The sequence below is a fragment of the Labrys sp. LIt4 genome, assembly GCF_017813775.1.
In the GTDB taxonomy this organism is placed as follows: Bacteria; Pseudomonadota; Alphaproteobacteria; order Rhizobiales; family Labraceae; genus Labrys; species Labrys okinawensis_A.
This window is the reverse complement of sequence record NZ_JAGIPY010000016.1, coordinates 36,864-49,947: the sequence shown is the minus strand read 5'-3', so window position 1 is coordinate 49,947 and position 13,084 is coordinate 36,864. Positions and strand designations below refer to the sequence as shown.

13 protein-coding genes are annotated in these 13,084 nt (G+C 64.8%); 8 read left to right on the top strand and 5 right to left on the bottom strand.

From position 1 onward, the window contains the following. Window positions 1-5: 5 nt before the first annotated feature. Window positions 6-1,253 (bottom strand): efflux RND transporter periplasmic adaptor subunit, encoded by a 1,248-nt coding sequence (locus J8I29_RS23835; protein ID WP_209433548.1) that lies wholly within the window; start codon window positions 1,251-1,253, stop codon window positions 6-8. A gap of 394 nt (window positions 1,254-1,647) precedes the next feature. Here J8I29_RS23835 and J8I29_RS23830 point away from each other — a divergent pair, with 394 nt between their 5' ends. The 5 genes from J8I29_RS23830 (at window position 1,648) to J8I29_RS23810 (ending at window position 6,754) form a co-directional block, all read left to right on the top strand. After that, window positions 1,648-3,198 (top strand): ABC transporter substrate-binding protein, encoded by a 1,551-nt coding sequence (locus tag J8I29_RS23830; RefSeq protein ID WP_348536146.1) that lies wholly within the window; start codon window positions 1,648-1,650, stop codon window positions 3,196-3,198. Window positions 3,199-3,293: 95 nt separating this feature from the next. Continuing rightward, on the top strand, window positions 3,294-4,352 hold the full coding sequence (locus tag J8I29_RS23825; protein WP_105863492.1) for an ABC transporter permease: 1,059 nt from the start codon (window positions 3,294-3,296) through the stop codon (window positions 4,350-4,352). Next, the gene (locus tag J8I29_RS23820) at window positions 4,352-5,188 is read left to right on the top strand and encodes an ABC transporter permease (protein WP_105863493.1); all 837 of its coding nucleotides are present in this window, start codon (window positions 4,352-4,354) and stop codon (window positions 5,186-5,188) included. Before J8I29_RS23825 ends, J8I29_RS23820 begins: the two co-directional genes overlap by 1 nt. Continuing rightward, window positions 5,181-6,056: an ABC transporter ATP-binding protein gene (locus J8I29_RS23815; RefSeq protein WP_209433546.1), complete on the top strand. Its 876-nt coding sequence runs from the start codon at window positions 5,181-5,183 to the stop codon at window positions 6,054-6,056. The genes J8I29_RS23820 and J8I29_RS23815 overlap by 8 nt, the downstream gene beginning before the upstream one ends. After that, window positions 6,053-6,754, top strand: a complete 702-nt coding sequence (locus J8I29_RS23810) for an ABC transporter ATP-binding protein (protein ID WP_209433545.1) — start codon at window positions 6,053-6,055, stop codon at window positions 6,752-6,754. Before J8I29_RS23815 ends, J8I29_RS23810 begins: the two co-directional genes overlap by 4 nt. A gap of 41 nt (window positions 6,755-6,795) precedes the next feature. On the opposite strand, the gene J8I29_RS23805 is transcribed toward J8I29_RS23810, so the two are convergent. Next, entirely contained in the window at window positions 6,796-7,218 is a 423-nt protein-coding gene (locus J8I29_RS23805; RefSeq protein WP_209433544.1) for an OsmC family protein, read from the bottom strand. Between the two features lie 266 nt (window positions 7,219-7,484). Between J8I29_RS23805 and J8I29_RS23800 the strand changes: the two genes are divergently transcribed. Continuing rightward, window positions 7,485-8,225 carry a superoxide dismutase gene (locus tag J8I29_RS23800; protein WP_105863662.1) on the top strand — a complete coding sequence of 247 codons (741 nt, stop codon included), beginning with the start codon at window positions 7,485-7,487 and terminating at the stop codon, window positions 8,223-8,225. 87 nt (window positions 8,226-8,312) lie between these two features. On the opposite strand, the gene ahcY is transcribed toward J8I29_RS23800, so the two are convergent. Continuing rightward, a complete protein-coding gene (gene ahcY, locus J8I29_RS23790; RefSeq protein ID WP_105863497.1) occupies window positions 8,313-9,713 on the bottom strand; it encodes an adenosylhomocysteinase in 1,401 nt (466 codons plus the stop codon). A gap of 188 nt (window positions 9,714-9,901) precedes the next feature. Further along, complete coding sequence (locus J8I29_RS23785; protein ID WP_209433543.1) at window positions 9,902-10,381, bottom strand: YidB family protein; 480 nt, start codon at window positions 10,379-10,381, stop codon at window positions 9,902-9,904. Window positions 10,382-10,611: 230 nt separating this feature from the next. On the opposite strand from J8I29_RS23785, the gene J8I29_RS23780 reads away from it, so the two are divergent. Then, window positions 10,612-10,860 (top strand): GlsB/YeaQ/YmgE family stress response membrane protein, encoded by a 249-nt coding sequence (locus tag J8I29_RS23780; protein ID WP_105863499.1) that lies wholly within the window; start codon window positions 10,612-10,614, stop codon window positions 10,858-10,860. 163 nt (window positions 10,861-11,023) lie between these two features. Here the strand turns inward: J8I29_RS23780 and J8I29_RS23775 are convergent, their stop codons facing one another. Beyond that, a complete protein-coding gene (locus J8I29_RS23775) occupies window positions 11,024-12,124 on the bottom strand; it encodes a hypothetical protein (RefSeq protein WP_209433542.1) in 1,101 nt (366 codons plus the stop codon). Between the two features lie 235 nt (window positions 12,125-12,359). Here J8I29_RS23775 and J8I29_RS23770 point away from each other — a divergent pair, with 235 nt between their 5' ends. Then, complete coding sequence (locus J8I29_RS23770) at window positions 12,360-13,034, top strand: GntR family transcriptional regulator (RefSeq protein ID WP_105863501.1); 675 nt, start codon at window positions 12,360-12,362, stop codon at window positions 13,032-13,034. Window positions 13,035-13,084: the final 50 nt, after the last annotated feature.

Below are 13,084 nucleotides of genomic sequence, written 5' to 3'. Positions count from 1 at the left end.
CGGTTTCAGCTTTTGGCACTGGTATTGGCGGCAGTGCTCTCCTTGGCTCCCGCATTGATGGCGACCGGCGCGCCGTCGACCAGGCGCAGCACCCCGTCGACCACCACCTGCTCGCCGCTCTCGACGCCCTTGGCGAGCACGGCGTCGGCGCCGCTGACGCGCGCCACGGTCACGGGCCGAAGCTCAGCCGTTTTACCATCTTTCACCACGAAGACGTAGCTTCCCTTCTGGCCGAGCTGGACGGCCGCGTCGGGAACCACCACCTGCGGGCTGGCATCGGGCAGGAACACCTGCACGTTGACGAAGGCGCCGCCCCACAGGATCTCGTGCGGATTGGGGATGTCGGCCTTGACCATGATGGTGCCCGTGGCGGCATCGATGGCGTTCTCGACGAAGGAGACCTGGCCGGTCAGGGTATTCTTTCCGGTGATGGCGTCGACGCGCACCGCCCCCTTCGCCATGGCCTCGCGCAGCTCGGCCAGGCGCGACTGCGGGATGGAGAAGGCCACCACGGCCGGGTCGAGCTGGTTCACGGTGGCGAGCGGGCTGGTGTCGGAGGTGCGCACCGTCGAGCCGGGCTTGACGGGGATCGAGCCGATGCGCCCGGGAACGGGGGCGCGGATCACGGTGTAATCGAGCGTTACCTCGGCTGCTTCCAGAGAGGCCTGGTCCGCCTGGAGTTGCGCCTGCCCGACCTTGAGGGCGGTGGCGGCGGTATCGCGCGTGGTCGCCGCGCCGGCATTGCGGGCAAGCAGGTCATTGGCGCGGGAAAGGTCGATCTGGGCCTGGGCGATCTGGGCCTGGTCGCGCGCGATCTGCGCCTGGATCTGCGCGATCTGCGCCTTGATGGCCCGATCGTCCAGCGTGAAGAGAACGTCGCCCTGCTTGACCTCGGAACCCTCGGCGACGCGAACGCTGGTCACCGCGGTGTTGTCGATGCGGGTGCGGATCTGGATGGAAGCATAGGGCGTGGCGGTGCCGACGGCATCGATCACCATCGGCATCTGCTTGGCGACCGCCTGGGCGAGCACCACGGGCACGGGCGTGACGTTGCGTTGGGAAGATTTGCTTCCCCCGGCCGCCTGCGGCGCTTCGGGAGCATGCAATGCATCGGAGAAGCCGGGAAGGGCGGCAATGAGAGTCTTGGAGGAAGGCACCGCCTGCACCAGCCAAGGCACCAGCGTGGCGCGCTGCCACCAGGCCAGGCCGACGATCAGGACGAGAACAAGCACCAAATTGAGAAGACGCTTCATCGAGCCGCCATCAGATCTGTATTAGGTCCGGGCAGGCGAGGCCTCCCCCTTTTTTCACGACGATACCCCCCGCCGCCGGTCATATCCGGAAACGGGTATAATGATGTATCAATGCGTACAAATTGCAGCGAGTATGTGAACGCATTGTTTCTCATCCGGCACAACGAGCCTCTAGCCGCACACGTTTTCGTGTAGGGAAGCCGAAATTTCGTGATCGACCAGCCAGCCGCAACGGCTCGGGATTTATAGTCTACAAAATTGATAGAAAGATGTTGACCGTTGCAACCGGCTTGCCTAATCGTCCGGCCCCAGGGCCGCAAACCGCAACATTCACCGCAGTTCGGCTGTCATGAGGTATGAAATGGGTAAGTTCTGGAACAAGGCGGGCATCGCCATGCTGGCCGGCCTGTCGACCATGCTGGTGGCCACGGCGCAGGCCGAAACCCCGCCCGGTCTGCTGGTGGTCGGCCAGTCGATCGACGATGCCGTCAGCTTCGACCCGGCCGAAGGCTTCGAATTGACGACGGTACAGGCGTTCAATGCCCTGTATCAGCGCCTCGTGCAGTCGAACCGGCAGGACGGAACCCGCATCGAGCCCGCTCTCGCCACCGCCTGGGAGGCCGGCAGCGACGGCAAGAGCCTGACCTTCACCCTGGCCAAGGATGCGAAATTCGCCTCGGGCAATCCCGTGCGCCCGGAGGACGTGATCTTCTCCTTCTCCCGGGCCGTGAAGCTCAACAAGTCGCCCGCCTTCATCCTGGGCGAACTCGGCTGGAACGCGGAGAATGTCGACAAGTCCGTCACCAAGACCGATGGCGGCAAGGTCAAGCTGACCTGGCAGGCCGATGTCGGCCCCGCCTTCGTGCTCGCCATCCTGACCGCGCCGATCGCCTCCATCGTCGACGAAGCCACGGTCTCTGCGCAGGCTGCCAATGGCGATTTCGGCAATGGCTGGCTGAAGTCGCACTCGGCCGGCAGCGGCGCCTTCAAGATCAACACCTATACCGCGCATGAAGCGCTGGTGCTGGACGCCAACCCGGCCTCGCCGGGCGGCGCCCCCAAGCTGCAGGGCGTGATCCTGCGCAATGTGCCTGATGCGGCCGCCCGCCGCCTCCTGGTCGAACAGGGTGACATCGACATCGCCCGCGGCCTGGGCGCCGACCAGATCGACGCCCTCAAGAAGGAGGGCAAGCTCAACGTGCTCGCCGTACCCTCGGCCCGTTCGGATTATCTCCTGATCAACACCAAGGCCAATGCCGCCCTCGGCAATCCGGCCTTCTGGGAGGCCGCTCGCTATCTCGTCGACTATGACGGCATCGCCAAGAACCTCCTGCGCGGCCAATCGCAGGTGCACCAGGCCTTCCTGCCCACCGGTTTCCCGGGCGCGCTGAACGACAATCCCTACAAGCTCGATGTCGACAAGGCCAAGAAGATCCTGGCCGATGCCGGCATCGGCCCGACCAAGATCGCCTTCCCCGTCTTCAACGAAGAGCCCTATCTGCAGATCGCCCAGTCCCTGCAGCAGACCTTCGGCCAGGCTGGCCTCACGCTTGACATCCAGCCCGGCGTCGCCAGCGACATCTATGCCAAGGGCCGCTCGGGCCAGTATGAATTCACGCTGCGCTACTGGATTCCGGACTATTTCGATCCGCATTCCAATGCCAGCGCCTTCGCCGTCAACCGCGACAACAAGTATAACACCATCGCCAAGCAGGCCGGATGGGTGATCCCCGAACTCAGCGACGAGACGGCCGCCGCGGTGAAGGAGCAGGATCCGGCCAAGCGCGCCGCCCTCTATGAGGACCTCCAGCGCAAGCTCCAGAAGAGCGCCCCCTATGTGCTGATGTTCCAGGGCAGCGACCAGGTGGTGCTCAGCAAGGCCGTCAAGGGATATGCCCAGGGCCTCAACGCCGACCAGGTCTATTACGATCAGGTCGAGAAGTGACTTGATGTCTCGCTCCGATCGTCGGGATTGGAACGAGACACTCTTCCCTCCCAGGGTGCCCGCTCATAAGATCCGCGCCACCTCCAGGATCGACGATGCAAGCTGATGAAACGCCGGGCGCCAGGCCCTTCCTCCGCCCGGTGCTCAGGCTGCTGCGCTGGCTGCTGTCCGTCGTGCTCACATTGTTCGGCCTGATCGTCGTCACCTTCATCCTGACCCGGCTTTCGGGCATCGATCCCGCCCTGCAGCAGGTCGGCGATCACGCCAGCCAGTCGAGCTACGAGGCCGCGCGCCGCGAACTCGGGCTCGACCAACCGCTGGTGATGCAGTTCCTGCGCTATCTCGGCCATGTCGTCCAGGGCGATCTCGGCATGGCCACCGCGACGGGCCAGCCTGTCCGCTCCGACATCCTGCGCACCTTCAGCGCGACGCTTGAACTCGCCACCGCCGCGGCGCTGATCGGCGCCACACTCGGCCTGGCCCTCGGCGTCCTGGCCGCGCTGCGGCCGCGCGGCCTGGTCGACACCATCGCCCGCCTGTTGTCGCTGATCGGCTATTCCACGCCGATCTTCTGGCTCGGCCTGATCTTTCTGCTGCTGTTCTATGCCCGGCTGCACTGGGCGCCTGGACCGGGCCGCCTCGACATCGTCTTCCAATACACCATGAAGCCGATCACCGGTTTCGCGCTGATCGACGCCTGGCTTTCGGGAACGCCGGGTGCCCTGCGCAGTGCCCTCGCCCATCTCGCCTTGCCGACGGCGGTTCTCGCCCTCTATGCCATGGCCGGTATTTCGAGGCTGACGCGCGCCGCCATTCTCGATCAGCTTTCCAAGGAATATGTGCTCACCGCCCGCGCCAAGGGAGCCGGGAGCCTGCGCGTGGTGCTGGTCCATATCCTGCCCAATGTGGCCGGCACGCTGATCACCGTGGTCGCCCTTGCCTATGCCAGCTTGCTCGAGGGCGCGGTGCTCACCGAGACGGTGTTCGCCTGGCCGGGCATCGGGCGCTATCTCACCGTCGCCATGTTCGCCGGCGATACCGCCGCCATTCTGGGCTCCACTTTGGCGATCGGCATGGCCTTCGTGCTGCTCAACAGCCTTACCGACCTGCTCGTCACCCGGGTCGATCCGGCCGCATTGGCGGAGCGCGGCTGATGGCCTTCCTTGCCTCCGTCCTGTCGGCCCTGCGCCGTTCGCCATCCGCCCTGATCGGGACGAGCGTACTCGTCCTGCTCGTCTTCATGGCGCTGGCAGCCCCGCTGATCGCCCCCTACGATCCCGACCTGCAGGACAGCGCCATCCGCCTCGCCGCCCCGTCCTGGCAGCATTGGCTCGGGACGGACGGCTTCGGGCGCGACCTGCTTTCGCGCCTGATCTACGGCGCCCAGCCGACCCTGCTGCTGATCGCCCTGGTCACCGTGCTGATGGCCCCGCTCGGCGTGGCGGTCGGGCTGCTCGCCGGCTTTTTCGGCGGCCTTACCGAGCGGGTACTGATGCGCCTGACCGACATCGTGATGTCCTTCCCGCGCCTGGTGCTGGCCTTCGCCTTCGTCGCCATTCTCGGCCCCGGCCTGGTCAATGGCGCCCTCGCTTTGGCCCTGACGAGCTGGCCCGCTTATGCCCGGCTCGCCAGGGTGGAAACCGCCGCCCTGGCGCGCAGCGACTATCTCGCCGCCGCGTCCATGGTCGGCATCAGGGGGCCGCGCCTGCTTCTCGGCCATGTGCTGCCGCTCGTGCTGCCCTCGGCCATCATCCGCCTGGCGCTCGACCTCGCCGGCATCATCCTCGCCGCGGCGGGCCTGGGTTTCCTCGGCCTCGGCGTGCGCCCGCCCATGGCCGAATGGGGATCGATGGTGGCGGACGGCACCAAGGTCATCTTCGACCAGTGGTGGATTGCCGCCGCGCCGGGCCTCGCCATCTTCGTCACCAGCCTCGCCCTGAACCTGCTGGGTGATGGGTTGCGCGATATCCTGGATCCGCGCCATGACTGATAGCTTGCTGCAGGTCGAAGATCTTGTTGTCGAGACCAGGGACAGGACGGTCCGGGACGAAGAGGCCGGGACACTGCCCCGCCAGCTCGTGCACGGCATCTCCTTCACGGTCGGACGCGAGAAAGTGGCGATCGTCGGCGAATCCGGCTCGGGCAAGTCCCTCACCGCCCGGGCCATCATGGGCCTGCTGCCGACCAGCCTTGCAGCACGCGCCGCCGGGCTGAGGCTGGGCGAGACGGATCTCGCCGGCCTCGATGCCCGGGGCTGGCAGCGCCTGCGTGGCCGGCGCATCGGCCTAGTGCTGCAGGATCCGAAATTCTCGCTCAATCCGGCTCACCGTATCGGCCGCCAGGTGGAGGAAGTCCTGCTTCTGCATGGCCGCCTGTCCAAGGCAGAACGGCGGCGAAAGGCCCTCGCCATGCTCGCTGACGTCGGGCTCGACGATCCGGAACGTATCTATGCCAGCCTGCCAGCCGAACTCTCCGGCGGCATGGGCCAGCGCGTGATGATCGCCGCCATGCTGATCGGCGAACCCGAGTTGCTGATCGCCGACGAACCGACTTCCGCGCTCGACCATGTCGTACGCGATCAAATTCTCGCCTTGATCGAACGCCTGGCGCGCGAGCGTGGCATGGGCCTGCTGCTGATCAGTCACGACCTGCAGCAGGTTTCCCGCTTTGCCGACCGCGTCCTGGTGATGCGCCGGGGCTCGATCGTCGATGCCCTCCCGGCCAATCAACTCGCCCAGGCAACACACCCCTATACGCGCGGCCTGTGGCAGGCCCGGCCCTCGGCGGCGACCTACGGCACCCGCCTGCCGGCGCCCGACACGCCGCAAGCGCCTTACCCGGGGGATGCATGGCCATGACGGCGCTATCGATCGATGATCTGGAGGTCAGCTTCCAGCGCCGCGGCCGAAGCTTTGCCGCCGTGCGCGGGGTGAGCTTTGCCGTGGAGCCGGGCGAGACTTTCGGCCTGGTCGGCCCGTCGGGCTGCGGCAAGAGCACGGTGCTGCGCGTTATTGCCGGACTGAACCTGAACTGGCAGGGCAGGATCTCGGCATTCGGGCATCTCCTGCAACCGGGGCACGCCATCGACGGCACGCTGCGGCGCGACATTCAGATGGTATTCCAGGATCCCTATGCCTCGCTGCACCCGCGCCACACGGTCGCGCGCGTGCTCGGCGAACCGCTGGAAATACGGGGGCTGGCTGATATTCCCCGCCGTGTCAGGAGCAGCCTGGCCGATGTCGGCCTCGCCGCCGAGATCGCCGGCCGCTATCCGCACCAGTTGTCCGGCGGCCAGCGCCAGCGCGTGGCCATCGCCCGGGCGCTGCTGCTCGAACCCCGCCTGCTGCTGCTCGACGAGCCGACCTCGGCGCTCGACATCTCGGTACAGGCCGGCATCCTCAATCTGCTCAACGATCTCAAGCGGCGCCATGGCATGACGCTGGTGCTGGTGAGCCATGATCCCGACGTGATCGGCCATATGTGCGACAGGGCGGCACGCATGGCGGGCGGCCGGATCGAGGCGCTGCTCGACCGGCAGGATCTGGCACGCGGCTGAAGCTTGGAGAAAGGGCGATTTCCCTGAATCGCCCTTTCTCTCTAACCCTTTGTTTTGACCAAGATCGGATTGCCCTTGAGCGTGTTGCTGACGGTGCAGATCCGCTCCGCATCGGCAATGATCGCCGCCTTGGTCGCCTCGTCGAAATCGCCGCTGACCTCGATCGCGACATGGAAGCGTTCGATCCGCGAAGGTTTGTCTGCGGCCTTTTCGCCCTTCACCTCGGCACGGACCTCGCCGAGCCTGTCGAGCACGCCGAGATTGCTGGCAGCGATGCGGGCGCTGAGCACGAGGCAAGCCGACAAGGAGGCATAGAGCAGGTCGAGCGGATTGAAGCCGGCCTCCGAGGGACGGGTGACCACACCGATCTCGCCGCCGGTGACCGATGTCACCACCGGCTGTCCCAGGCGGGAGAGCACGGCCGTCGCCCCCGTCTGCCTCGGCTTCACTTTGACAACCGACATACCGTTCTCCTCAAGGCGTTTTGCGACCGGATGCCCCCAACGCGATGCCGGAGCAAACAGCCACCTGCCGACACGTCCAGGCCTTCGGCGGGGGGCGCGAACGAACTTCGCACTCCCGCGTTTAGCGATAGGCGGAGACGGTTCAGCCTTCCGGCCATGGTGCCACCAAATTACCGCTCTAGCCTCGGCGCGGTTCCAGCGCCTGGCTGCAGGCGCTCGCCGTATTGCTTTCTTCATTCAACAGGCCGGAGACATTTTCAATGACCTTGACCATGCTGAACCGTCGCACCCTCCTTGCGTCCGCGACAGGCATCGCCTTGGCGGCCGGTGCCGGAACCGCTCCCGCCGGCGCCGCCGCCTCGGCTTCCGCCGGCCCGAAAGGCCCGGCCGAACTGCCGCCTCTCCCCTATGAGGCCGCGGCTTTGACACCCATCATCGATGCCGAAACCATGACGCTGCATCACGACAAGCACCATCAGGCCTATGTCAGCAATTTCAACGCGGCGCTGAAACAGGAGCCGTCGCTGGCAGATCTCAGCTATCCCGATATCCTGGCCGGTCTGGACAAGGTGCCGCAGGGCGTTCGCCAGGCGGTGCGCAACAATCTGGGCGGCCATGTCAACCACACCATGTTCTGGCAGATCATGGGCGCCAAGGGCGGCGAGCCCGAAGGCGACGTCCTCGCCGCCATCGAGCGCGATTTCGGCGATGTCGCCAAGCTGCAGGAAGCGTTCGGTGCCGCCGGCGCCAAGGTCTTCGGCTCAGGCTGGGTGTTCGTCACGGTGACGGGCGAGGGCAAGCTCGCCCTCGATACCAGGCCCAACCAGGATACGCCGCTGATGGACGGCAAGCGCGTGCTCTTCGGCAACGATGTGTGGGAACACGCCTATTACCTGACCTATCGCAACCGCCGGCCCGATTACCTCAAGGCGTGGTGGAAGGTGGTCGACTGGCGCAAGATCGGGGAACGCTATGCGCTCGCGAAGCAAGGCAAGCTGGTGATCTGACGTTCGTAGCGGGCACGAGAGAACAGATAGCAAAAAGCCCTCCCCGCGGCTGCGGGAGGGGCTGGAATGCGGGCGCGCTGCGCGAACTCAGTAACGGTAGAGTTCCGGCTTGAACGGGCCGTTCTGGTTCACGCCGATATAGGCCGACTGCTTGTCGGTGAGCTTGGTCAGGGTGGCGCCGACCTTGGCGAGGTGGAGCGAGGCGACCTTCTCGTCCAGATGCTTGGGCAGCGTGTAGACCTGCTTGCCGTATTGGCTGGGATTGGTCCACAGCTCGATCTGGGCCAGCGTCTGGTTGGTGAAGGAGGCCGACATCACGAAGGAGGGATGGCCGGTGGCGTTGCCGAGATTGACCAGGCGGCCCTCCGACAGGAGGATGATGCGATGGCCGTCGGCGAACTGGATCTCGTCGACCTGCGGCTTCACATTGGTCCACTTCAGGTTGCGCAGGCTGGCGACCTGGATCTCGCTGTCGAAGTGACCGATGTTGCAGACGATGGCGCGGTCCTTCATGGCGCGCATATGGTCGATGGTGATGACGTCGACATTGCCGGTGGCGGTCACGAAGATGTCGGCGCGCGGGGCGGCCTGCTCCATGGTGACGACTTCATAGCCTTCCATCGCAGCCTGCAGGGCGCAGATCGGATCGACTTCCGAAACCAGCACGCGGCAGCCGGCATTGCGCAGCGAGGCAGCCGAGCCCTTGCCGACGTCGCCGAAGCCGGCGACCATGGCGATCTTGCCGGCCATCATCACGTCGGTGCCGCGGCGGATGCCGTCCACCAGCGATTCGCGGCAGCCATAGAGATTGTCGAACTTCGACTTGGTCACCGAGTCGTTCACGTTGATGGCGGGGAACAGCAGCGTGCCCTTCTTGGCCATCTCGTAGAGGCGATGCACGCCCGTGGTGGTCTCCTCGGTCACGCCGCGGATGGCGAGCGCATTCTTGGTGTACCAGCCCGGATGCGTGGTGAGGCGCTTCTTGATCGCGGCAAAGACGACTTCCTCTTCCTCATTGGTGGCGCCGTCGAGGAAGGCGGTGTCGCCCTTCTCGGCGCGCAGGCCCAGATGCATCAGCATGGTGGCGTCGCCGCCATCGTCGAGGATCAAATTGGGCGTGCCGCCATCGGCCCATTCGAAGATCTTGTGGGTGTATTCCCAGTATTCTTCCAGCGTCTCGCCCTTGACGGCGAAGACCGGCGTGCCGGCGGCGGCGATGGCCGCGGCGGCGTGGTCCTGGGTCGAGTAGATGTTGCAGGACGCCCAGCGCACGTCGGCGCCGAGAGCCTTCAGCGTCTCGATCAGCACGGCCGTCTGGATGGTCATGTGCAGCGAGCCGGCGATGCGGGCGCCCTTGAGCACCTGGCGCGGGCCATATTCGGCGCGCGTGGCCATCAGGCCCGGCATTTCGCTCTCGGCGATCTCGATTTCCTTACGGCCCCAATCGGCCAGACCGATATCCTTGACGATGTAATCGTGCGTGCTCATTCGATGCTTCCCGCATTTGACATGGCGGGCGTCTAGCACAGTCGGCCGTTGTCGGCAATAAGGATATAAGGATTTCTTTATGTGATAGGCCGGGTGTGCCTCCCTCTCCGCCCGGCACCACGCAAAAGGGGCGGGCCAAACCGCCCGCCCCTGTTTCGATCGGATGCCGTGATCCGGCAGGCCGTGCCTTACTGGCCGAGCTCTTCCCGCGTTGGGAGGCGACCATTCGGCGTCAGCTTGTTGATGATCTCGGGCAAATGCTGCGCGAGCTGGCCGAGCAGGTCGTTGGGATTGACCCCCGCTTTCTGAGCGAGGTTGTTCAGCGTGTCCTGACCGAGGACCTGCCCGAGTTGGCCCGGCTGGATGGGCTGATTTTGTCCGCCTCCGATCCAGGAATTGATCACGTCGCCATGGCCCGATTGCTGGAACTTCTCCAGCAGGCCGCCAAGGCCGCCGAGCAATCCGCCATCGCCGGAGGTATCCGCCTGCTGCGCAGACGGCGCCGGAGCCGGAGCAGGGCTGGAGGCCTGCGTATCGGGCTGGGCCTCATCGCTGCTGCCCCCCTTCAGCCATTTCGCGAGCAGAAGCGCGCCGGCCGCGATGATCAGCGGCTTGGTGAAATTGTTCTGTGGCACCGCATCGTTCACGGCAGTGTCGAAAAGGCCCATGTCTGCGTCTCCTCGTGTAGGAATAGGGTGCCGCGATAGCCGCGGTCGCCTCTAGTCTTGTGTATCCTGTCTCCGACGACAAGCATTTTACAACAATGAATGCGGCAAAATTTTTTCCGAGATTGGTTTGCCTTACGGCAGGTTAGGCCTTGCCAAAAGAATTTGTCACCCTACGATCGTTTAATGGTAAGATTCGGATCTGTTATCCGCCACGAGGGAAAGGCGACTCCATGGGTATCTTGTCTTGGATTATTCTGGGCTTGATCGCGGGCTTTATTGGCAGCAAGGTCGTCAACAAATCGGGTTCCGGTTTGCTGATGGATATCGTGATCGGCATTATCGGCGCACTCGTCGGCGGGTTCATCGCCAAGGCCATGGGCATCGGTACCGTCGATGGCATCAATATCGGCAGCATTCTCATCGCCATTGCCGGTTCGATCATCGTGCTGGTGGGCTACAACGCCCTGGCCCGGCGCTGACCTTGCCAGGATCACACTGTACTGAAAGGCCGGTCGACCGGCCTTTTTCTTTGGAGCCAAGAGTCCTTAGAGCCAAGAGCGCTTGGCCAAGCGCGATCCGTTTCAGATCCTCGCCGGCATGCGTCCTCGCGTTCGAAGCGATCGCATCACATCCCAAAACGCGTCAGCGATGCAGCACGAAGGCCGGGTCGTAGGGCACGCTGAATTCGCCGACATCGGACAGCACCGCCAGCCTCTCGGCGCGTGCTTCCACCTCCGTCACCCTGTCCCATCCCGCCGGCACCGGCATGATGCCGATGGCCTGCCGCAGGTCGACCTCACCCGACGGCGTCAGGCTGATCGAGGTCGCGATGCCCTGTTCGCTGTAGTCGTTCGGCTCGATCGAGGCCTTGTGGCCAGCCAACAGATAGGTTCGCACTTCCTCAAGGCCGAGCACGCCGCGATGGCGGCTGTTCCAGGGACTGTAGTAGCGGCCGCCATTGCTCATCCACAACAGGGTGGAGGGAAAGTCTTCCGGCCGCTTCAGGCTAAGCACCAGATCCGCCTCCCGGTGGCGCAGCGCAGCGCCCCAGGCGAGTTCCCGGCCCGGCGCCTCGGGCATCATCACGCAATCCTCGTGGTTGCGGTCGAAGGGATAGCAGCTGAGATTGGCCGTGCCGCCATCGGCAAGGGGAGCCTTCTTGAGATCGCCAAAGCGCGCGGGATAGACCAGGGCCGAGCGCCCTCTGAGCGGATCGGCCTCCTGCGGATCGGCAGGCGTCTCGACGAAACGCTTGGGCGAAAAGCTCAGATGGCCGCCCTGCGGCAGCGACACCATCATGTGCAGGCCCACGGAGACGGCGCCGTCGCCTCCCTGGAACAGATGGCGCTGATAGAGAAAGGGATGGCCGTCGCGCAGGGTGAACTCCTTGACGACACGCGCCCCCATCACCCTTTTTTCCAGCTCGAAGCGGGCCTGGCGCCCGCCATCGACAGCGCGGGTTTCCACGTGTTTCCAGGCCGAATTCGCCGGCCAGCCATGGGCCGGCGAGCCATCGATATCGCTCAGGCCGAAAGGGGCGCACAGGAAATCGCCCGACAGGCGCTGCAGATGGGCCGGCGTATCGGCGGCATGCGCTTCCTCGAGCCAGGGGGCGCGGTGCAGCGGCGCGACCTGGCGCCCGTCGCGCTCCACCACGAGTTCCCGGATATGCCCGACCGCAAGATCCAGAGTCACGCGGATGCCGCGCGCTTCGACCGTGACAAACTCTTCATCGGCGGCCATCGACTGCGTCTCCCCTGAATCGGCTGGTTTTTATTCGTGTCAAAACAACAGGATAGAGTTCTTGCACCGCCAGTATGATCCAAACTCGGACGGACGCAACAGGCCGGCTTGCCGGGGTCACCGGTTTGTCCTGCCAGGGTATCTCGGTCACCTTCAAGAAGACGCTTGCAACCATATCAATGCACTAATATATTAATCGACGCCACGCAGGGACCGATCACCGGAGCCACCCATCATGCTGGACACGCTGCGACATGCGAATGTGAGGCCGCGCTCCACCGCAACCAATGTCTATGAGATGTTGCGCAGCGACATCGTACTCGGCGTGCTCAGGCCTCAGCAGCCGATTCGTGAAGCCGAGATCGCCGCCAGCCTTTCCGTATCGCGCACACCGGTACGCGAGGCCCTGCTGCGCCTTGCCAATCTCGGTCTGGTCGAGATCTTTCCCCAGAGCGGCACGGTGGTGGCGCCGATCCGGGTCGAGAAGGTCAAGGCCGCCCAGCTGATCCGCGAGGTCGTCGAGGTGGAGGTCAGCCGCAGGGCCTGTCAGGCGGCGAACCAGGCCGATCTCGACGCGCTGGCAGGCATCGTCGACGAACAGGAATTCGCGGCGAGCCGCAAGGATGTGCGCCGCTTCTATGAACTGGACGAAGCCTTCCATCGCCGTATTTTCGCAACGGTCGACTGTCTCGCCGCCGCGGACGAGCTGGAGGACATGAAAGCCCATCTCAATCGGCTGCGCTTCGTCACCGTGAACTGGCCGAACCGGCTGGAAGCCATCATCGCCGAACATCGCGACATCCTTGCCGGCCTTGCGGCTGGCGACGAGGACGCCACCGTCATCGCGATGCGCAACCATCTGCGCACCATTCTTCAGGCGCTCGACAGTTTCGTCACGCGCGCGCCTTGAACCAGAGCCGCCGCAAAGGTGGCCGCCACAACGACAAAACCAGGGCTGCG